Annotated in this window: 16 protein-coding genes and 1 pseudogene; 12 read left to right on the top strand and 5 right to left on the bottom strand. The window is 61.8% G+C overall.

All coding sequences use genetic code 11. The annotated features are described in order from the left end of the window. Positions 1-260 precede the first annotated feature (260 nt). On the bottom strand, positions 261-1,064 hold the full coding sequence (locus tag RXV88_RS21445; protein ID WP_316295588.1) for a hypothetical protein: 804 nt from the start codon (positions 1,062-1,064) through the stop codon (positions 261-263). Positions 1,065-1,151: 87 nt separating this feature from the next. Here RXV88_RS21445 and RXV88_RS21440 point away from each other — a divergent pair, with 87 nt between their 5' ends. From RXV88_RS21440 to RXV88_RS21415, 6 genes and pseudogenes are all read left to right on the top strand, one after another. After that, complete coding sequence (locus tag RXV88_RS21440; RefSeq protein WP_316295590.1) at positions 1,152-1,817, top strand: GntR family transcriptional regulator; 666 nt, start codon at positions 1,152-1,154, stop codon at positions 1,815-1,817. Positions 1,818-1,850: 33 nt separating this feature from the next. After that, on the top strand, positions 1,851-2,870 hold the full coding sequence (locus tag RXV88_RS21435; protein WP_316295587.1) for an ABC transporter substrate-binding protein: 1,020 nt from the start codon (positions 1,851-1,853) through the stop codon (positions 2,868-2,870). 67 nt (positions 2,871-2,937) lie between these two features. Continuing rightward, the gene (locus tag RXV88_RS21430) at positions 2,938-3,705 is read left to right on the top strand and encodes an ABC transporter ATP-binding protein (RefSeq protein WP_316295585.1); all 768 of its coding nucleotides are present in this window, start codon (positions 2,938-2,940) and stop codon (positions 3,703-3,705) included. Beyond that, a complete protein-coding gene (locus RXV88_RS21425) occupies positions 3,698-4,504 on the top strand; it encodes an ABC transporter permease (RefSeq protein WP_316295584.1) in 807 nt (268 codons plus the stop codon). The genes RXV88_RS21430 and RXV88_RS21425 overlap by 8 nt, the downstream gene beginning before the upstream one ends. Beyond that, positions 4,501-5,709 carry an FAD-dependent oxidoreductase gene (locus RXV88_RS21420; RefSeq protein WP_316295583.1) on the top strand — a complete coding sequence of 403 codons (1,209 nt, stop codon included), beginning with the start codon at positions 4,501-4,503 and terminating at the stop codon, positions 5,707-5,709. The genes RXV88_RS21425 and RXV88_RS21420 overlap by 4 nt, the downstream gene beginning before the upstream one ends. A 242-nt stretch (positions 5,710-5,951) precedes the next feature. Next, positions 5,952-6,137: pseudogene (locus RXV88_RS21415) on the top strand (IS3 family transposase); the annotation flags it as partial. A 555-nt stretch (positions 6,138-6,692) separates the two neighbouring features. On the opposite strand, the gene RXV88_RS21410 reads toward RXV88_RS21415, so the two are convergent. Then, a complete protein-coding gene (locus tag RXV88_RS21410; RefSeq protein WP_316295582.1) occupies positions 6,693-7,358 on the bottom strand; it encodes a hypothetical protein in 666 nt (221 codons plus the stop codon). Further along, positions 7,355-7,837: a hypothetical protein gene (locus tag RXV88_RS21405; protein ID WP_316295581.1), complete on the bottom strand. Its 483-nt coding sequence runs from the start codon at positions 7,835-7,837 to the stop codon at positions 7,355-7,357. The genes RXV88_RS21410 and RXV88_RS21405 overlap by 4 nt, the downstream gene beginning before the upstream one ends. A 214-nt stretch (positions 7,838-8,051) precedes the next feature. Here RXV88_RS21405 and RXV88_RS21400 point away from each other — a divergent pair, with 214 nt between their 5' ends. The 3 genes from RXV88_RS21400 to RXV88_RS21390 all read left to right on the top strand — a co-directional run bounded on the left by RXV88_RS21400 (position 8,052) and on the right by RXV88_RS21390 (position 12,063). Further along, entirely contained in the window at positions 8,052-9,440 is a 1,389-nt protein-coding gene (locus RXV88_RS21400; protein ID WP_316295580.1) for an MFS transporter, read from the top strand. Between the two features lie 158 nt (positions 9,441-9,598). Beyond that, a complete protein-coding gene (locus RXV88_RS21395; protein WP_316295579.1) occupies positions 9,599-11,245 on the top strand; it encodes a PEP-utilizing enzyme in 1,647 nt (548 codons plus the stop codon). Beyond that, complete coding sequence (locus RXV88_RS21390; RefSeq protein ID WP_316295578.1) at positions 11,242-12,063, top strand: PEP/pyruvate-binding domain-containing protein; 822 nt, start codon at positions 11,242-11,244, stop codon at positions 12,061-12,063. Before RXV88_RS21395 ends, RXV88_RS21390 begins: the two co-directional genes overlap by 4 nt. Positions 12,064-12,279: 216 nt before the next feature. On the opposite strand, the gene RXV88_RS21385 is transcribed toward RXV88_RS21390, so the two are convergent. Together RXV88_RS21385 and RXV88_RS21380 are read right to left on the bottom strand one after the other, a co-directional pair. After that, positions 12,280-12,777, bottom strand: coding sequence for a hypothetical protein (locus RXV88_RS21385; RefSeq protein WP_316295576.1), 498 nt, complete (start codon positions 12,775-12,777; stop codon positions 12,280-12,282). Positions 12,778-12,860: 83 nt separating this feature from the next. After that, complete coding sequence (locus RXV88_RS21380) at positions 12,861-13,187, bottom strand: hypothetical protein (protein ID WP_316295574.1); 327 nt, start codon at positions 13,185-13,187, stop codon at positions 12,861-12,863. Between the two features lie 578 nt (positions 13,188-13,765). Here RXV88_RS21380 and RXV88_RS21375 point away from each other — a divergent pair. The 3 genes from RXV88_RS21375 to RXV88_RS21365 all read left to right on the top strand — a co-directional run. Then, the gene (locus RXV88_RS21375; RefSeq protein ID WP_316295572.1) at positions 13,766-17,407 is read left to right on the top strand and encodes a glycosyltransferase; all 3,642 of its coding nucleotides are present in this window, start codon (positions 13,766-13,768) and stop codon (positions 17,405-17,407) included. Beyond that, positions 17,407-19,950, top strand: a complete 2,544-nt coding sequence (locus RXV88_RS21370) for a DUF3131 domain-containing protein (RefSeq protein ID WP_316295571.1) — start codon at positions 17,407-17,409, stop codon at positions 19,948-19,950. The genes RXV88_RS21375 and RXV88_RS21370 overlap by 1 nt, the downstream gene beginning before the upstream one ends. Positions 19,951-20,174: 224 nt before the next feature. Then, a partial coding sequence (locus tag RXV88_RS21365; RefSeq protein WP_316295570.1) for a transposase occupies positions 20,175-20,522 on the top strand: 348 nt, incomplete at its 3' end.

Raw genomic sequence — 20,522 nt, 5'->3', positions numbered from 1 at the left:
TGTTCGCCGACCTGCACACGCCCACCACACAAAATCTCCGCCTTCAGTCCGCCTGAAGGCGTTGTTCAAACCCGACTCATTAGGTGATAAAGGAAGCTTAACCCGACCCAAGGGGTGCACATGTCACCTCAGCGGAAGACAATGGCCTGTCCGGATTGTCTGCGACCCGGTCATTGCGCGATTTCAACCGAGCGCCTGCCAAGAGCCCCAAGGAGCCCTTGAAGCCCGTATAAAGCTGTAAACCGCTGCGGGCGCCACGGTCAGAACACGGCATCGGCTGGCGCCAACCCCAGAAATGTCAGCTGAGGCCGCAATTGCGCAGCCCCCATATCCGCCCCGGAAATCGCAATACGGCCAAACCCGCGCGCCTGTTCGATCAGGCTTGTGTCACCCGGGCTGGTGACGACGTCGCATACCACATCCGCGTTGCGCAGCCGGGCGCTGTCAAAGGGCAGGATGTGCTTTGGCTCTTTGCCAAGCGTAGTCGCGTTGACCAGGATGGCGGTGTCTTGGGCCGCGGTGGACACAGTCACATCCGGCCAGTGTTCGGCAATGCTGCTCACGGCCGCGCCGAGCCTGCGCGCATCCAGGTCCATCAGCACCAGCCGGGAAAGACCACACTCGCAAAGCGCATCGGCAATAGCGCGCCCGGCCCCGCCTCCGGCCCCCAGCACGAGCGCCGAGCTCCCTTCGACAGTCCCGCCGCGTTGCTCGATGGCGTCGGTCATGGCAATCCCGTCTGTGGCGTCTCCGGCGAGCCGCCCGTCGGGTTCACGCCTTATAGTGTTCAGCGCCCCCAGCCGCGCGGCGCGCGCGGTCGTGTCATCGACCTGGGCAAAGACACTCTGTTTATCGGGATAAGTCACCGAACAGCCAACAAAGCTCTCGCTTCCCCGGAGCACCGACAGAAATGGCGCGACCGCATCGGGGCCGAGATCGAACGCCATCATCCGGCAATCCAGGCCATTCCGGTCGAACCAGGCGTTAAAGGCGGGCGGCGAAAAGACCCCGGCTACCGGGCGTCCGATGATCGGAAGGCACCTCGTTTTCCCCGTGATCGTCATCTTTTCAGGCCCTCCCGACAAAATCTCTTGACTCATCCTATGGAATGACCCCAAAAATATCCAACATTTTTCGATATGAGAGGTGAAATGATCTTCGGTCGGCGAAAATCAGAAGATGACACGGTCGTGGACATGCTGGCCGCCGTGATACGCCGCGACATCTCGTTCGGAGTTCTCAGGCCCGACCAGAAACTGAAGATCGACGCGCTGCGCCAATCCTACGGCGGTTCGAACCATTCAATGCGCGAGACGCTGAGGATGCTGTCCGCCGAAGGTCTGGTCGAGGCGACCAGCCAGCGCGGGTTCCGCGTGACCTCCGCCACCGAGGACGACCTGCGCGACATTCTGCTGATGCGGCTCGAGACCGAGCGGCTGGGCCTGCGGCGGTCCCTCGCGGCTGGGGACGTCGCCTGGGAAAGCCGCGTTGTGGCGGCGTTGCACGCGCTCACCCGCGCCGAGGCGCAGGTTCAGGACACCCCCGACGACGTGACCGCGCTGGCCTGGGACGAGGCCTGCCGCGCATTGGCCGAGGCACTGATCTCGGCCTGCGGATCGCCGCGGCTGATCGAAATGGCCGACAAGTTCTATGGCCAGTCCCGCCGGTTCCGGCTGGCGCTTCTGCGCGAGGGGCGCGTGGATTTCGCCGGCAGGCGGACACGGCAGGACCAGCTGCGAGAGGCCATTCTGGCCCGGGACGAGCAGACCGCATTACGCCTGCTCGAGGAGGACATACGGGCCGACATCGGACGCTGAGCAAGACACAAACCATAACCAAGGGAGGAAACAATGGAACATATCACGAGACGGACATCGCTTGCGCTGATCGGTGCGGCGACGGCGACGGGGCTTGCAGCACCAGCCATCGCGCAGAACAAGAAGGTCGTCGTAGGCGCGTTGCGCTTCACCTCGCATTCTGCGAGCTTCATCGCGCTGGAACGGAATTACTTTGCCGAGGCCGGGCTCGACGTCGAGTTGAAGTTCTTCCAGGCGGCCCAGCCGATGGCCGTGGCCATCGCGTCGGGCGATGTGGATTACGCGGTGACGGCCATATCGGGCGGCCTGATCTCGCTGGCCGACAAAGGCGCGATCAAGGTGATCGGCGGCGCGTTGTCGGAAGAGCCGGGGATCGACGGGCAGAAAATCCTCGCCTCCGACGCGGCGTTCCAGGCCGGCCTGACCTCGCCCGCGCAGCTGGGCGGCAAAAGCTTCGGCATGTCCACGGCCGGGTCGTCGTTCCATTACATGGGATCGAAAGTCGCGGCCGCCGAGGGGCTGGAGATGTCCTTCAAGCCGCTGCAAAAGGTCGGCGCGATCATCGGCGCGCTCAAGTCCGGCCAGATCGACGCCTGGGCCATTGTCCCGCATATCGCCAAGCCGCTCGCCGGGTCGGGGGCCGTGCATATCATCGGCGACATCTCGGATTATCTGCCGAACTATCAGGTGACGACCGTGTTCACCTCGGCGGCGAACGCGGCGGATGAGCGTCAGCAGACCGGCGACTTCCTTGCCGGGTTCTCGCGTGGTGTCAGCGACTACAACTCGGCGATGATCGACCTTGCAGGCGGTCAGGAGGGCGTCGATGAGACCGTCGATCTGATCCACAAATACGTCTACGCCGACCGGCCCCGCGAAAAGGCCGCGCCGTCCATCATCAACGGCACAATGCGGCTGAACGAGGGTGCGAAACTGAACGTCGCCTCGGTGCAGGATCAGCTGTCGTGGTTCCAGTCCGAGGGGCTGGTGGATGCGGGCATCACGCTCGAGACTCTGGTCGACACAAGCTACGTGGACACGTTCGAGGCCTGAGCGCCTTTCCGGCACCGGCGCCCGTTGCGGCGCCGGTGTCTGCGGTTTTCCCGGAAGGACGACGAAGATGGATATTCGGCTGGACGCCGTCAGTCATTTCTATGGCGAAACCGAGGTGCTTAGGGATATCTCGGTCGATATTCCGAACGGGCAGATCGTCTGCGTCGTCGGGCCTTCGGGTTGTGGCAAGTCGACCCTATTGCGGTTCATCGGCGGGCTTGAACGGCCCAGCTCGGGCAGGGTGCTGCAGATCGGGGCGCCGCCGGAAGGGAGCCTCAACCCCCTGACATACGTCTTTCAGGACTTCGCACTGCTGCCGTGGCGGTCGGTGCGCGGCAATATCTCGCTGGTGCTGGAAGATCACGGCATCCGCGGCACAAAGGCGGACAGGATCATCGGCGACGTGTTGGACAGAACCCGATTGACCGATTTTGGCAACGCGCTGCCCAAGCAATTGTCCGGCGGCATGAAGCAGCGGGTCGCGATTGCCCGCGCCCTGGCCGTCAACCCGGCGGTCATGCTGATGGACGAACCGCTGTCGGCGCTCGATGCGCAGACGCGTGAGCTGCTGATGGACGATCTGGTCGCGCTCTGGACCCGCCAGCCCTTCACTGCGGTCTACGTGACCCACAACCTGGCCGAGGCCGTGCGGCTGGGGCACAAGATCGTCGTCCTGTCGCGCCGCCCCGGCCAGGTCCGCGAAACGATCGAGATCGACACGGCCCTTGCCGATCGCGGCTACGGCAACGCCGAACTGGAGCGCGTCCAGAAACACCTCTGGACCCTGATGCGGGACGAGGCGCGCGCCGCCGACGAGGAGCTGGTCGATGTCTGATCTCAGCGCCACACAGCCCATCGAGGTCCGTTTCCGCGGCGGCGGCTTTGCCCCCAAGGCAAGGCGATGGGTCGGCGTCGTCGTTTTCGTGGTGCTGATCGCCTTGATCGAGGCCGGCACGCGGGCCGGGTGGATTTCGGCTCTGACCCTGCCCAAACCGTCCGACGTTTTGGAAACGCTTGTCGGTCTTTGGGACTCCGGCCTGCTCTTCAAGCACTTCAACCCGTCTCTCAGCCGCCTTGCGGTCGGCGCGGCGCTTGGCGTCAGCGTCGGCGTCGGCGTGGGCATACTGATCGGGCTCTTTTCCTACATCCGGGCCGGAATGGTCCCGCTGGTCGCGGCGATCTTTCCGATCCCCAAGATCGCCCTGCTACCGCTTTTCGTCATCTGGTTCGGGATCGACGAAGGGTCGAAATACGCCCTGATCGCCTTTGGCACCTTCACCCCGACCGTGGTCGCGACGTATGGCGCGGTCGACAATGTGGATCGGTCGCTGATCCGGATGGGGCAGAGCTTTGGCCTCTCGTGGCTCTCCATCGTGCGCAAGATCGTCCTGCCGGGCGCGATGCCGGGGATCCTGTCGGGGCTGCGCATCAGCCTGGCCATCGCCATCATTCTGCTCGTCGCCGCCGAAATGCTCGGCGCGGAATACGGCATCGGTGCCTATATCCTCGAGGCCGGATCGCTCTACGATCTGGAACGGCTCTTTGCAGGCGTGGTGATCCTGTCGCTGCTGGGGGTCATCGTCAGCGGCGCCATCGGCATCGTCGAACGCCGTCTGCTGGGGTGGCGCACATGAACGCCAAACCCGAGAGCGATTACGACGTGATCGTCGCAGGCGGTGGGGCAGGGGGCATCGGGGCGGCCCTGGGCGCGGCCCGCGCCGGCGCCCGGGTGCTGCTGGTCGAGAAATACGGCTTTCTGGGCGGTGCGGCCACCAGCTCGAACGTGCTGGCCTATTGCGGGTTTTTCCAACAGGGGCCCGAGCCGATTAAGGCGGTCGGCGGTGTGGCCGACCTCGTGCTCGACGAGCTTCGGGCGCTTGGGCTCAGCTGCGATCCGTTCCGGTCGCCGACCACGCAGAACTGGATCATCCTGCTGGAACCCGAGGCGGTGAAACTTGCGCTGGACCGGGTGATCGCCGCGCATGGGGTCGATCTCTTGCTGCACACACGGGTCGCGGCCGTATCGCGCACAGCCGACCGTCTGCATGCCGTGACACTGGCCGGGATGGATGGCCGCAGGCGCGTGGCGGCAGAGGCCTTCGTCGACGCCACGGGCGACGCGAACCTGGCCTTGATCGCAGGCCTGGCGTGCCGGACAGGGGACAAGCGCGGGCATCTGCAGGCGGTGACCGGCCCCATTCGCGTCGGCGGGCGGGACAAATCGGTGCCCATCGACCGGACCGCCATCGTCGAGGCCTTTGCCGCCTACAACAAGACAGGCGCGCATCCCACAGCGCGCCCCGACGGCGGCATCTTCACCGAAGTGCCCGTGACAGGCGACATGTGGTGGATGATGTACGACCACCAGCTCGTGGACCTGACCTCGGAAAGCTTCACCCGGGCCGAGCAGGCGGCGCGCGCGGCGGCGCATGATTATGTCCGGGTGCTGCGCGAGAGCGTGCCGGGTTTCGAGAACGCCTATCTTTTGCAGACCGGCCCTCAGATCGGGATCCGCGAGAGCAGGCATCCCCCCGCGCGCTACGAGCTGACCGGCGAGGATCTGCTGACCGGACGCCGCCGTCCCGATGGCGTCGCCCGCGCCGCCTGGCCGATCGAGACGCATTCAACCCCGGGCCGCCCGGTCTACAAGAGCATCGGCGGCGACGGTTTCGCTGACATCCCGCTGGATTGCCTGCGCGCGCGCGGGGTCGACAACCTCTTTTACGCCGGACGGACCATCGGCGCCGATCCCGACGCCTATGCGTCGATCCGGGTCATGGGCACCGCCTTTGCCACCGGCGAAGCCTCGGGCATCGCCGCCGCAAAATCTGAGGCTTGACCCTGGCTCCGGCAACCGGTTTGCCGCCTAGCCACTGTGTCTACGACCTGGGCTGAGATTGCCACCCAGGACTACACCGAAAAAGGCGCAGAAATTACGCCATTTAGCGTAATCGCCGGGCCCCACCTGCGGCTTCCGACATTGCCGAATGTGTGAGTCGCTCCGGCACCTCGCTGGAGCCAGAGCAAGGAGATTACGATGGGAATATTTGCTGCGCTGGATGTGTCCCAATAAGAGACGGCGAAGCAACTTTCTACCGCTGGAAGAAGGTCTATGACGGGATGGATGTGTAGGGGGCCGGCGTCTAAAACAGCGCGAAGATGAGAATGGCAAGCTGATACGTCCGGTCGCGGATTTGATGCTGGAAAAGACGATGCTCCAGGACGCCTTCACAAAAAGTGTTGAAGCCTTTCCTTCGCCGTGAGGTTTGACACGCGCGCATTGCCTCGGAGGGAGGGGTGGGTCAAAAGTCCGGGAGAGCCGCCGACCCAAACCGGCAGCTCCATCACGCAGAGATTTTTTCCTGAAGGAGAGAAGTTTCGGAACGCCCGCCACCTCCGACTGCACCAAGGGCCTCCTCGGGCCGCTCCAGGGCCTTTCTAAAGAAGGGCCGTAAACATCAGGAATTCCCGTTTCGGGCCCTGTGCGGCTCTGTCAGACGCGTGTTAGCTGGTTCGCCGCTCAATATTTGTAAGCCAGGCTTTGGCTCGGTTTTTCCCTGCTGGGCGGTATGTTTCACCCGAACGGCAAGACCGTGGCTCGACAGCCACAAAGGACCGCGAAAGCGCGCGTGTTGCGGCCTAGATTGACCTCGGATCGGCGGAACGGTTCGTTGTGAGAAACGCTGTGCCTTTTCGCTTCATCCCTGGATAAAATCGTTAGAGCGTCGGCGGGTTCGAGGGACGCCCGGCCCACTCCTGCGCATTGCACCTTCCAAAAGCAGTTTCGGCGCCAGAAAACGCGGCCAATCCGGCCTTGCCCTTTCAGCGCCACAGAGCCATGACCACGAGCGGCACGGGCGACACCGCGATCGCCAACGCCAGAAAAAGCGGCAGCGGCGCGAAAACGCCGCTCAGCCCGGCCAGCATCATGATACCGCCGCCACCGCCGATCACTACTTTGCCGGGCATTTTCACCGCCAGCGCCAATCCAACATAGCGGTGACGCAGGATCAGCCTCAGGGTCCGCGGCGGCGCGCCTTCCATCAGCGTGGCCAGCCGGGCCTCTCGCGGCAGCGGTGCCGCACGCGCTACCAGCGCGGCGGCCCGGCGCATCCGCAAGAGCATCAACAGCCGGATCAACACTGTCACCCGCAGTAATCGGCCCAGGCTGTAGGACAGCACCATCGCGACGACAGTCGCCACGTAGATCAGCGGCGCGATATCCGCGCCAAAGGCGGTAAGCAGCGCGATGCCGATCTCGGCGCCCGGGACGAACGGCAGGGCCAAAAGTCCCACATAGGCCACCGAACCCAGCATGATCGCGCGGTGCACCCGCTGTTCGTTTTCGGGCCGCATCTGCAGGTCAAGCGCATCGCGGATCAGATGCGACGTCCAGGTCGCCGCCACGATCATCGCGAGAAACGCCGCGAACCGCAGCGCAAGGCCAAGACGGCCGTACCACATGGGCCGTGGCGCCAGCGCACTCACCCGGCGGGTACCTCTGCCTTGGCCGCCGTGACCGTGCCCTCTCCAGCCACGTTGAGCTGCCGCGTCCAGTACCAGCGCCGGGTCGTCCAGGTGCCTTCGAATTCTATGTCGTCGCCCGACACGCGACCGTACCAGACGACGGTGTGCGGCGCGTCGGGGCAGTCTGTAGTAGCTGTGAAGTGCATCACGCCACCCTCGGTCCAGGTCCGGTACTCCGCCCAGCCGAAATCGCAATATTCCTGGCACATGGCCGATTGGAACCGGCCGTTGGCGAAGTGAAGCATGTCGTGCATGACCTCGCCGCTCTCGGCCACCACGTCAACTGTGTCGAAGGTTTTCCCGTCCAGTTCGACGCCCGGCGCCCAGGGGACGTTGGGGACAGCGAGATCGGGAAGATCGGAGGCCATGACGTTGACGGTGGCGGCCCCGGTTCCAAGCACGACCGCGGCCACAGCTCCAGCTTGCAATACTGACGTCATGGGCATTCTCCAATGCACGCCAGCTTACGGTAAATCGTTCCGCTTGGGGAGAGCTTTCTGGCCGAAGCCTCTGGCGCGCCGTCACGGCAGCGTGCGGCGGGATCAAACCGTTGCCGCGATGGCGCGGCGCGGATAAGGCTTGTCGCGGGGCCGCGAAACCGCTCTGTTGCCCGCATTACGCAAAGCCCGCCCCAGGCAAGAACGAGACGGCCCCTTGACCTCACCCGCCACCAGCCGGATGTCCGCCGCGACCATCGCGGCCCTGATGATAGCGTCGGCGCAGGCGCCGCTGGGCTCGACCCTGATCGCGGTGGCGCTGCCGTTCATCGGTCTAGGGATCGCTGCCGACCTTGTCGTGATCACCGGCCTGCTGGTGACGGGTTATCTGGTGGTCAATGTGGTCTGCCAGGGGCCCGCGGGCAAGATCAGCGATCTTGTCGGCCACGGTCGTATGCTCTGGGCCGGTATCGGCCTTTACGTGCTGGGTGCGCTCTGCGGGGTGGTGGCGCAGGGGGTCAGCCTGTTGTTCCTGTCGCGCTGCCTGATGGCAGCCGCCGGGGCGATGGTGGTGCCGGCGACGCTGGCGCTGTTGCGCCTGCACGTCCCCGCGTCGCGGCGCGGACGCATCTTCGGGCTGTACGGCGCGGGCATGGGCATCGCCGCGGCCGGAGGCCCGGCACTCGGCGGCGAAATCGTCAGCCTGTTCGGCTGGCGCGCGGTCTTTCTCGCCAACCTGCCGTTCCTGGCGCTCGCGTCCGCGCTGCTCTACCTTTCGCCACCGCCCACAGACCCGGCGGCGCGCCAGTGGTCCCCGGCGCGGCTGGCCAGGATGCTTGATTATCCCGGCATCGGTTTGCTGGCGCTGGCGCTGGCGTTGCTGATTGTGGCCGGCAATCTCGACGGCGCGGTGCTGGCCGCGGCGCTGGTGTCTGCTGGCGTGGCCGGAACCGCCTTCGTGCTCTGGGAAGCCCGCACCGAGGCGCCGATCTTCGATCCGCATCTGTTTTCGTTTCCAGCCTTCCGCGCCGGAACGCTGATAATCGCGCTGCAGAATTTCGCCATGTACGGATTGCTGTTCCAGCTGCCGCAGTTCTTTTCAGTGTTCCGGGGAACCGAGCCGCGCCAGATCGGATATATGCTCTTCGTTATGATGGTGGGCATGGTCATCGCCGCGCCCCTGGGCGGACAATTGACCGACCGCATCGGCGCGCGGGGCGCGGCGCTGATCGGATCGGCGCTTTTGCTTGCGGGGTCGGTGCAGCTCTGGCGTCTGGGCGCCTTCGCGACACCGGCGGACGCGATCCCGGCCTTGTCGACCTTCGGTCTGGGCCTGGGCCTTTGCAACGCGCCGGCCCAGTCGGCCTCGATGGGGGCGGTGCCGCCGCATCAGGCCGGGATGGCCGCCGGGGTCAGTTCCACCATGCGCTATCTCGGCGGCATCCTGAGCATCCTTGTTCTGGGCGCGGTTCTGGGCAACAACGCGCTCGTCAGCCCGGCGCGTCACGACATCATGATTCAGCTCTTCACCGCGGCCGTTGCTGTCGCCGCCCTTCTGAGCAGCTTCTTACCCGGCCGGGACAGCACAGCCCCCCGAGCCTCCTGAAGCGTCGCCCGCAGGCAGGTCTCGGCCGGTCCCGGCGTCACCGCTCGGGCCGGAAAAATGGTTCTATGACGATTTTGTAACGTCTGCTAAGGTCGCCGGATTAATACGGTCGTTTCACCAGTCACGTTCACGCCCCTTCATTTCAGAGCATGGATCCCATGAACACATCCGCATCCCCTACTCCCGTCGAATTCGCAGCCCCCGGACCGGGATCATGGTCTATCGACACCGCACATTTCCCGCGCCCCGTCTCGCATTTCCAAGCCGAGATCCATCCGCAAGGCATCACCGAAGGCTTCACCGATTGCGCGCCCCGCTACGGCCTGCTGATCGACACGCTCGACTTCCGCTTCATCAACGGTTTCGGCTATTCCACCGTCGTGCCCGCGCCGGAGACCGAGATCCCCGCGCGGTTCAAAGCCGCCGAGGCCGTCTTTCGCGACAAGATCTGGCGCGACGATCTCGAGCGCTGGGACCGGGAGGTCAAACCCGCCTCGATCGAGACACATCAGGCGCTGCTGGCCGTGGAGCCCGAGGCGCTCTCGGACCAGGAGCTCTTCGACTATGTCACGCGCTGCCGCGAGAACCTGCAGGCGATGGTCCGGCAGCACCATATGTTCAACTTGGCCGCCATGATCCCGGTGGGCGATTTCATGGCCCATGTCGAGCGATGGTCACCGCTTCCGGTCAAAGATTATCTGACGCTGACGCAGGGATCGGCCCCGGAATCCGCCGGCATCTTTCACGAGCTGGACGATCTGGCCGAAGCGATCCGCGGCAGCGAAGAGGCCCGCGGCATCCTTGGCTCTGACGCGCCGGGCGGCACGATCCTGGACCGGCTTCGCGACGCGCCCGGCGCGGTGGGCGAGACGGCCCGGACCTATCTCGACATGGTCGGCCACCGGCTTTTGAACAGCCTCGATACCGGCGAACCGGCGGCCATCGAAGTGCCGGATGCGCTGGTGTCGCGCATCAGGCTGGCCGTCGATCAAGGCGTGCAGCATGGCGCGGCCGTTTCTGCCGACGAGGCCGCGCGGCTGCGCGCGGCAATCCCACCCGAGCACCGCGAGACCTATGACGGGCTTCTGGAGGAAGTCCTTCGGATGTGGCGCCTGCGCGATGAGCGCGGATTTTACAGCGATGTCTGGGCCGGCGGCGTCATGCGCCGCGCCTTACTCGCTGCGGGCAAGCGGCTGGCCGCCGAAGGACGGATCGCCGAGCCCGAGAACCTGGCCGAGGGGACCTGGGCGGAAATCCAGGACCTGCTGCGGCGCAATGGCGGGCCGAGCGCCGAAACGCTTGCCGCCCGCGCCGACTACCGCAGGACGCACCGCGCCGAGGCGGCGCCGCCCGAGCTTGGCGACCCTCCCGCGCCGCCGCCGCCTTTGGACGGTTTGCCGCCCGATGTCGTGCGGGTCATGACGGCCATCGGAACCGCCATCATGTCGCTTAACGCCGACCCGGACTCCGGCGAAAAGTCCACGATCGTAAAGGGGATTGGCGCCAGCCCGGGCACCTACACCGGTACCGCGCGGGTGATCGACGGACCGGACGATCTGCGCCGTCTGCAGCGCGGCGACGTCCTGATCGCAGCGACCACCACCGATTCCTTCAACATCGTCCTGCCCTTGCTGGGAGGTATCGTGACCAATGCTGGTGGGCTGCTGTCCCATGCCGCCATCGTCGGGCGCGAATACGGCATTCCCTCGGTCGTCGGCACCCGCAACGCCACTGCCGTGATCGCCGACGGGGCGCGGGTGACCGTGAACGGCAGCACCGGGGAAGTCGAGATCGCGGCGGCATGAACCCGGTTCCGCTGGCCTCTGCATGCGAAGAACAGACCTACGGCGGCAAGGCCACTCAGCTTGGCGCGGCCCTCCGCGCCGGGCTGCCGGTGCCCGAGGGCGTCGCGCTCGACGCGGCCTTCGTAGAGGCGCTGGCCACAGGTGTCTCGGGCGCGCGCGACGGGCTTGAACGAATCTGCGACGCGTTGCCCGGCGAAATTGCGGTACGGTCGTCCGCCATCGGCGAAGACTCGGCCGAGGCCAGCTTTGCCGGGCAACACGCGACCGTCCTCAATGCCAGCGGGCCCGCGGCGGTTCTGGACGCCGTCAGGACCGTTTGGCAATCGGGCCACAGCGACTCTGCCAAGGCCTATCGCGCCCGTCTGGGCACCAAAGCGCCGATCCGCATGGGGATCGTGCTGCAAAAGCTGGTCGCGGCCGATGTGGCAGGCGTGCTTTTTACCTGCAACCCGGTGACCGGGCAGGACGAAATCGTGATCGAGGCCGCCTGGGGCCTGGGCGAGGTCGTCGTGCAGGGCATGGTCATCCCCGATTCCTACCGCCTGCACCGGGAAGGCCAAGTGCTCGAATCCCGCGTCGGTTACAAGGACGTCCGGATCGAGCGGCAGCCCACAGGCGGAACGGCGACCGAATCCGTGGCCGCGCATCTGGTCGAAGCGGCCTGCCTCGACGCGGCGCGTCTGACCGCGCTGCACGGGCTGTCCGAACGCTGCCACGCCGCCTTCGGCACCGGACCGCACGATATCGAATGGGCGTTCGAAGCGGACCGGCTCTACCTGCTGCAGCGCCGTCCGGTGACGACGATCGCCTCTTCCTGACCCGCCCAGTGGGTTAAATTTCAGCGGTCCGCTAGGAAATCGGCCTGGACATTACCCGTGCCGCCCAGTGCATCCGCACGCGGGCTGCGGGGCGAAAGTCCTGTGTGGTGTATATGGACCCCGCCTTATTGCAACGGTCTGTTTGGTCTGGTTCTGGATCACGATTCCACAGGCGGCCCCTGCGTCAAACGAGAGCCCGCTCGGATCGAGCCGGGTCTACATCTCCATGTCGATGCCTTCTGCGACCACGATATCGCCGCCGAGATCGAGATGCGGGCAGGATTTCGCGATTTCCTTGGCGGCCTGTAGGCTGTCAGCTTCGATCACGCTAACGCCAGTCAGTGGAATATCGCCGCTGGCGTCGGAGACACCGCCCGCACTGACCGTAACTGCACCCGCGAAAGGCATCCCGGGATAGACCATCGCCTCTGCCAAAGCACTGGGCCACGCGCACCACTTTTCCATAGGAGCATTGCCATCGTCCGGGTGGTTGCCCCCGCGATAAATGAACGTGTACTTCGGCGTGTCAGTCTCCTTTGGGTCCGTCTCGGTTCGTTGGTTACTCTCCAGTGCGGCGGCGTTCTTTCTTCTTGGCAGCCACCCAGTGCATTCGGCGCCCGCTCCACATTTGGGAGTATGATCGCTGCACTGCCGCAAGGTGGCTTCGAGCCCGGAGCGGTTGTTCGTTGGTCGCATCTCTTTTTTGCGGTTCATTGCCGCCTAACGCGAATCATCAATCCGTATGCCAGGCACAAGCAGGTCCCCGCGAACCATGAAATCAATGCTAGATATCGGCGTCAGCGATAGGGAATACTGAAGAAGGAGAAACTGTTCGTCTGCGTGATGATCTGTGCTCCGGTTTCGGCCATTAGGCTTGCCATCCCTGCACTGTCGGTCGGACAGGCCACGAGATCAGTAGCATCGTCGAGGAAATCGACAGTGAACGGCGTTTCGCCGACAAGTTGGCATTCGTCCGCAGCGTTTCGGTAACCGCGGACGAAATTCAGCTCAGGGTCAGGTTCGCTGATCGCGATTTCCGGGGCGGTTTCCACGCATCCGGTCACCGTCATAACCAAAGCGCAGGCGCCGATGCCACGCATGATCTTTTCGCGGCGTCGTTCCATAAATTCTACTCCCATTTTGCACCCGTGCTGCGCCAGAGCTTTTCTTATGCATCCCAAGCATTGGCAACGACGCAGGGCGTCGTGCAAATGAACCCGAGCAGCACGGGGGGCCGCTCGGGTTGACTCGCAAGGGTCAAGCGAGTGTCCAATTTACTGGGTTTGGACCCTAAAATGGTTGCGCATTTCTCGCAAAAGCACAAGAACTCTTTGACGAATTATGTGATTTGGTCCCCCTAATGTATCGTCTAGAAGCCACTGTGTGGTCATTTTCCGCTGTTTCGGCGGGCACTACTTGACCAAATGTGGCAACACCCCCGTAGCCAAAAATTCGAAATGGCCGTCCGGGCCATACTATTGACCGATTCGTGCCAAAATCTTGAACAAGACGCTAGTTATTAGTCGACAATTTCTATGATATTAGGTGATTGTTCAGAGAACTGAAAAATAGCCAGTTGATACTTCTCCTCAAGGGCAAGCAATTTCCCCATAGGGTTGTATTTTGCCGCAAATTTGTAAAATTTTGAACACTTTTCTGACAAGGTCGGATACCGTTGACCGGGGGCGCACATCGTAATTCGATGTCGCTGAAGGCCTTTCTGCTCGTGAACGCACAAACTGAATCACGATGTTTTGAAACATCACAGATGGCGCCGGATAACGATGGCGACCAGGATTCGGACGCGCATTTCCGCAAGTTGATTGAAGACGCGATCGGCAGCCTCGAGGTGTCCAAAGCTCAGCGGGATTCGGTGGAGGCCGATCCGGCGAGCCAGGCTACAGGAGTAGCGAAGAAGCCCGATTTCAAGTCCGTTTACAGAGATGTCTGCGGGTCCAGGCCCACGAGGGCGTATGATGAATCAGCAAAGGTTTTTGCCGATCCGAGCCGCAAACGCGAGTGGCGCGCTGTCAGCCTCGCCATGACATTTCTATTGGCGATCTGTATTTGGGTGGCATTGTTTGTCGCGCAACTGCTGTCGCAGGAAAAAGCACTGGCCCATGCGTCCGACGTGGGGCTGAAAATCCCGGGCCTACCCGTGTCCGAACTGACGGACGGCTGGTCGGATCCACAATCCCTGAACGCGATGATGGATGGCACGGAGAGCCACGCCGATACGTCGCTTCAGACCGTTGATTGCGGGTCGGAAGATGCGCAATCCAACTCGCACTGGCCGCGGCTTTATACCTTCCTTCCGCAAGCCATGCCCTGGGCCGGTCACGCTCTTGAACAGAGTTGCGACGCAATCTCCGTTCTGTTGCCGGAATGGTATTCCCTCGGGGTCGAGCCCGGCCGTTTTGTGTTGACCGAAATCGAGGGCGACCACAAAAAGCGTCAAAAAGAGTATATCGAAAAGCGTAAAACCGAAATCGAGGTTTTACCGGTCATAACACTCGATCAATCCGCGATTGAGGGCTTCCAGAACCCGAAAAGAGCGGACCTTCCGTTCGCAGACCTGCCGTCTGTACTGAACGCGTTGTTTGGAATAGTCGGGGTCGCGGGTTTTTGCCTTGATCTGAGTTCAGCGGATCTCACGCAAACCCGAGAGCTGGCCGATATTCTGCAGAGCTGGAGCGACGACGCCCGCAAAGCGGGCTTTGACACCTGCCTCGCGCTGTCGGGCAGGAACATCACAGCGGATCTCCGTGACCTCTCGGAAAGCGTCGACACTGTTATAATGAAGGTGTTCCACGAACCATGGATCGGCTCCCTGCCCGGCCCGCTGGCGACGCAGGACTGGTTTATTCAAACGGTGGAGCAGGCCCGTACATTCGTTGGTCCTGAAAAACTGGTGATCGCTATCGGCGCGGGAGCTGTCGACTGGATCAGCAGCCAGCCCAAGCCGGTTGCAATGTCCTACGCGGCTGCGATGACCGAGCTGGCTCTAGCAAGATCCAAGCCCATGTATGACAGCAACAGCGGCAACAGTTTTTCCGCCTATGTCGATAACAACGGCGCACGCCACCGTATCTGGATTCTGGATGCAGCGTCCTTTCACAACCATCGGACGGCCCTTGCCGAGCTTGGCGTAAAGAACCTTGCGCTCTGGTCGCTGGGTCAGGAAGACCCGGGAATCTGGAACATGTTGCAAACCGACCTGCCAGGCGTTCCCCAAAACATCGCGCCTCTCCGCAATGTCGCGATCGGTTATTTCTCCAAATCACAGGGCGCAGGTCCTTTCGTCCAGCCGATCTCACTGGCGCGCGAGGGACGCCGGAACCTCGAATTCGACAGCGAGACAGGGCTTGTTTCGACAGTTAACTATGAGTCTGTCCCGCAATCGGCCATCGTCAAATACTATGGAGCGGGCCAACCGAACCAGATCGTGCTAACCTTTGACGACGGGCCGCACCCGGTAAATACCGCCAAGATACTCGACATCCTCAAGGCCGAAAACGTGCCCGGATCGTTCTTCGTTCTCGGGCAGAATGCGGCCAGACATCCGGAACTGCTCGAACGCATCTTTGTAGAAGGTCATGAAATCGGCTCACACACATATTACCATTCTGATATGAACAAAGTCTCTGCAGCTCGGGCCAAGGCCGAGGTGAATTCGGTTCAAATGCTTGTCGGCGGTGTTCTGGGCCATGGGATGCTGTTGTACCGTGACCCCTATATGCACGGCGGCGGTTGGCTGCCTGGCGCAGAAATCCCGCATCTCAAACGCCTGTCGGACGCAGGATACATCATATCGGGTATGGATGTAGTTCCGCGCGATTGGAGCCAGAAAAGCTCGGAAGGCCTGCTCAATGAAACCATGTCGCTGATCGTCAATGGTGGCGGCAACGTTTTGTTGCTGCACGACGGCGGCGGCGATCACAACAGCACTGTCGAGGCCCTTCCAATGCTGATCGCCGAGCTAAAGGCGCGCGGGTATGAATTCGTCAGTCTGTCCGACCTGTTGAATGTTCCCAAAGAGGCGCTAATGCCGGTTGTCGACATTCATCTTTCGACCTTCAACAACGTGGCTTTTAACGCGATCGCTCAGGGCTGGACAGCGATGACCGTCATCTTCTGGACAGTCCTTGCCGTCGGGCTCTTGCGCTCCGTATCCATGTTGGTCCTGGCGGTAATGCGCAAGCGTCATGCCTGGCCGCTCGAACCCTACACACCGTCGGTCGCCGTGATCATCCCGGCCTATAACGAGGCGAAGGTGATCTCGCGGAGCATCGAATCCGTGTTGGCCAGCAATTATCCAAATCTTCAAGTCGTTGTGGTCGATGACGGGTCGCGGGATTTAACCGGCAATCTCGCGCGCCAGTATGAAACGGACCCACGTGTCAGAGTTTTGCACCAACCCAATCGCGGAAAGTCCGCAGCGCTGAACTTTGGGCTGGACGAAACAGACTCCGAAGTTTTCGTGTGCATCGACGCGGATTCACAGGTCCACCCAGAGGCCATCCTGCGCATGGTCCGGCATTTTGCCGATCCAGGTGTCGGCGCTGTCGCGGGAAAGGTTGTTGTTGGCAACCGCACGTCTCTGCTCGCGCGGCTCCAATGCCTTGAATACATCACCACTCAGAACATCGACCGTCGGGCCAAAGAAACCATGAACGCTATTCCGGTGGTCCCCGGGGCCATTGGCGCGTGGCGCAGCACAGCCCTGCTCGAAGCCGGCATCTACAACAGCGAAACGATGACTGAAGATGCGGATATGACCATGTCCGTGATCCGCTCTGGATACGATGTCGTCTTCGAGGAAACCGCCATCGCAACCACCGAAGTTCCAAGCAGACTTCGCGACCTGATCCTGCAGCGTCAACGCTGGTCGCTGGGCATGTTGCAAACCTGTTGGAAACACGCGGGCGCCGCACGCGAGGGCCGAGCGTTGGGTCTTCTCACGATCCCGGATCTTGCGATCTTTGGCTATCTGATGCCACTGCTCGCCCCGATCGCCGATCTGTTCCTGCTCATTGCCCTGTATTCCTATTTCACGGCGGACGCACCGGAGGCGTCGACTGTAGCGGATGTTTCGCACTATGTCCTGATCGCCTATCTCGCCTTGCCCTTGATCGACCTTGTGACGCTGGCAGCCACTTTTGCCTATGAGCGCAAGGAAAGCCTGCGCCTGCTTTGGCTGGTGCCGTTGCAACGCGTGTTCTACCGTCAGATTTTGTATTTCTGTGCAATCAGCGCGTTTTGGCGCGCAATCAGCGGGCGATTGGTGCGGTGGAACAAGATCAAACGTGTCGGACATCAATTCGAACATGCGGAACTGGCGTGATGCACCGCAGAGACGTCCTTAAACTTACCGTCGCTGGCGGCGCAGCCGGGCTTTTGCCAGGCGGCCTGTTTGCCAACACGCGCCGTCAGCAAAGCGTGATCCTGATACGGGACATTGATCCGGGGGTCTCGGCCGAAAAGCTGGATGCGGTGCTTGCGCCGTTGCAGCAATACGGTCTTCCGGTCAGTTGCATCCTGCGCCCCCAAACCGCCGACGGCGAGATGTTTCAGCCCGATAGCGCCTTGGCCCGGCTCCTGGGCGGCTATGCCGTGTCCCGGCCGGGCACCTTTGAACTTGTCCCCGACGTTCCCGAGCTTGCGAAACTGTCTGCCTATTTTCGCGCACGAGCGGTTTTCCAGGTCAAAAAAGAGCTAACCACCGGATTGTGGAGCAGCGCCGACGCGCCGGAAAGTCTGCGTTTTACCTCCGTCGCATGCCAAATTAACGAAAATCCCTTGTCCCCCGAGGGCGTGCGCTCGGCGGGTATCCGGAACGTGTATGGCTATTTCGACGCCGACATGCCGACCAGAGCCGAAACCTGGCCGGACGGCACAGTGCGTCTGATCGGCGGTCGCAATGCCCAGGTTGGCAAGACAACCGAGGTGTTCTGGCAGGGCCGTCAAGATCAGTTCCAGAATATCGTTGTCCTGTCGGCGCTGGATTTTGCCCGGACAAGTACTGTCCAGCTTTCGGACGCCGCATCCGGTTTTGCCCAGCAGGCGTTGCTTTCGGAACTCACCGCAGGTCAGGTTTACTTGACCCTTTCCGAGACGCAGCTTCGGGATGATTTCAAGTTTGCCCGCTCAGTCGGACTGCACTTCTTCACCCGGACGGAAGGATCGGACGCGCCGTCCGAAACCCTCACCGCCTTTCGAAGAAACCTCGCGGATGTGGGCATTCCGTCCAGCTATGGCTCGGATGTGAGAACGTCGGCGAAACCGGCCTCCGGCTATTGGATCGAAACTGAAGCGATTGGCGCGCCATCCGATCCCGATGACGCCCTAACCCCTTATAGGGAAGGCCCCGATGGCGCTTTGATCCCCAGCCCCAACCACACCTCTGGATTGAATCCAGGACAGGCTGTCCGATTTTCTTTCACTGGTGGCTTATCGGGACAAGGCCTTGATGACAGAAGCCAACTGCACTTGGACACTCTGTCTCTGGATATGGCCGAGGACATCAAGGATGTGACAACAACTCGGGGGCCTTTGTCCGACTTTGTCATTGCTGTCTCCGAAAGCGTCTTGGACAACGGCGCGGTCAGAAACGCACTCAAAAAAGAATTCCTTGCCATCGCTTCGGACGGCGCGAGCGTGTTTCGACCTTTGACCGAGCATGTAACACGCATTCTGCCCCAAAGTGCCGAAATTGAGCATTCGCGCCGCACGACCTATCAGCTCCTCAGATCGACCACGGGGGAGAGGCTGACGCAGGATGAGCTGTTGGCTGATGCTCGGCACGCATGGAGCTATTTCGAAAATTGGACAAATCCGGAAACCGGGCTGATCTCGGCCACCGTCAACAGCGCGAAAGGAAGCCTGGCCAGGCTCGAGGCCGTGACCATGTGGGACATCGGCAGCCACATAAACGCTCTGATGGCGGCCGTTGATCTAGAACTGATCTCGAAAAAGTCTTTCCAGACTGCAATCGGACGTATCCTGCCCAATATCGTCGGTCGCAACACAGATGGACGGCAATTGCCAAGCGGCTGGATACGGACCGACCGGTTCAAATGGGGCAATCGGAACTTTGACGGCTGCGATGCGGGGCGTCTTTTGGCCGCGCTCCATCAACTGGAACATCACCCGCTTGCCGGCCGCAGCGTGGCGGACCTTGTAACCTCTTGGGATTTATCGAAAATTATTATCAATGGAGAAATCCAGAGCGTCACGGATCGCAAGCTTCACACCACCTATAAATCCCATTGCGCCCATTATTCGGCTTTGGCCTTCCGCCGTTGGGGACACACGGTGTCATCGCCCTATGAGGTCTTTGACGGCAAAAGTGCTGCAGATGGACAGATGGCCCTGCTCGAGACGGCCGGGCGTATCGGGCCGCTTGGTGCCGAACCCCTTGTTCTGGAGGCGATCGAACTGGGCATGTCCTCGGAATCCGCTTATCTGGCCGACGTGCTGTTCGCCGCCCAAGCGTCCGCGCATGAACTGACAGGCCGTCAGTTTTGCGTCTCGGAAAGCCCTCTGGACCATCCTCCATGGTTTACCTACCAGGGTCTCCAGATCAATGCGCCAGGAATCAAGTGGATAAGCGTCGGGGTCTCGAATGCGGATACGCCATCGCCTGCGAAACTGGTGAAAGACACCCTCCTCGTCAACAGTAAGTCAGCTTATCTTTGGGCGGCCTACAATCGATCCGAATACGCAATTGAACTGCTGCACTACGTGCGCGAGCGAGCGCTCGGTCGGATCGGCTTCGCAGCTGCGGTACACGAAAAAACAGGTATCGCTCCGCGAGATTATTCCGACATCAACACAAACGCGATCATACTTCAGTCTATCAATCATATGATCAATAAGGGTCGCTGAATCGCGAAAACACGCTCCACGTATAATCTTGGCCTCAGAAAAGTGGAGCCGGCTTCCGCGATATTATATTTCGAGCAAGTGGTAGTTTTTCTTTCTTCCAGATGGAACATTAAAACCTTTCGACATTAACCCCGCATTCCCCAAGTAACGTACCGATTTTCGCATCCTTACGGCCGGTAACGTATTATATTTCAGCACGTTAAAGAAGTGGGGAGCGTGACTTGATGGATCACCTTGAGGGTGCAGACGAACTGGGTGCTGTTCGGCCCGGTTTTGACCGTCGAGTGCGGCTTGAGTTTCATGGTGTGAAGATCAGTTCGGATGGCGGTCTGTTGCTGTTCCGGGAGCTGGATGAGGTGCTCGGCCTGAATGAACTGGCAGACAGCGTGCTGCGCGATACCCGCACCGGTCACAATCGTCTGCATTCCCTGGTTGGCTTGCTGCGTCAGTCGATTTTCGGTCGGTTGGCTGGATATGAGGATGTGAATGACGCCGACCGACTGGCGTCTGATCCGGTGATGCGACAGGTCGTCGGGGGACGAGCCGTTGATGGGCAGGCCGCCTCCGCCAGC

This window comes from Aestuariicoccus sp. MJ-SS9 (genome assembly GCF_032586235.1).
Classification (GTDB): Bacteria; Pseudomonadota; Alphaproteobacteria; order Rhodobacterales; family Rhodobacteraceae; genus Aestuariicoccus.
This window is presented reverse-complemented; position numbering and strand designations above follow the sequence as displayed.

Bases quoted from the DNA above. Each gene is read 5' to 3' on its own strand.
- RXV88_RS21430 (WP_316295585.1), top strand. From the start codon at position 2,938: ATGGATATTCGGCTGGACGCCGTCAGTCATTTCTATGGCGAAACCGAG.
- RXV88_RS21395 (WP_316295579.1), top strand. From the start codon at position 9,599: ATGAACACATCCGCATCCCCTACTCCCGTCGAATTCGCAGCCCCCGGA.
- RXV88_RS21380 (WP_316295574.1), bottom strand. From the start codon at position 13,187: ATGGAACGACGCCGCGAAAAGATCATGCGTGGCATCGGCGCCTGCGCT.
- RXV88_RS21435 (WP_316295587.1), top strand. From the start codon at position 1,851: ATGGAACATATCACGAGACGGACATCGCTTGCGCTGATCGGTGCGGCG.
- RXV88_RS21370 (WP_316295571.1), top strand. From the start codon at position 17,407: ATGCACCGCAGAGACGTCCTTAAACTTACCGTCGCTGGCGGCGCAGCC.
- RXV88_RS21420 (WP_316295583.1), top strand. From the start codon at position 4,501: ATGAACGCCAAACCCGAGAGCGATTACGACGTGATCGTCGCAGGCGGT.
- RXV88_RS21425 (WP_316295584.1), top strand. From the start codon at position 3,698: ATGTCTGATCTCAGCGCCACACAGCCCATCGAGGTCCGTTTCCGCGGC.
- RXV88_RS21440 (WP_316295590.1), top strand. From the start codon at position 1,152: ATGATCTTCGGTCGGCGAAAATCAGAAGATGACACGGTCGTGGACATG.
- RXV88_RS21445 (WP_316295588.1), bottom strand. From the start codon at position 1,064: ATGACGATCACGGGGAAAACGAGGTGCCTTCCGATCATCGGACGCCCG.
- RXV88_RS21385 (WP_316295576.1), bottom strand. From the start codon at position 12,777: ATGAACCGCAAAAAAGAGATGCGACCAACGAACAACCGCTCCGGGCTC.
- RXV88_RS21390 (WP_316295578.1), top strand. From the start codon at position 11,242: ATGAACCCGGTTCCGCTGGCCTCTGCATGCGAAGAACAGACCTACGGC.
- RXV88_RS21375 (WP_316295572.1), top strand. From the start codon at position 13,766: ATGTCGCTGAAGGCCTTTCTGCTCGTGAACGCACAAACTGAATCACGA.
- RXV88_RS21405 (WP_316295581.1), bottom strand. From the start codon at position 7,837: ATGACGTCAGTATTGCAAGCTGGAGCTGTGGCCGCGGTCGTGCTTGGA.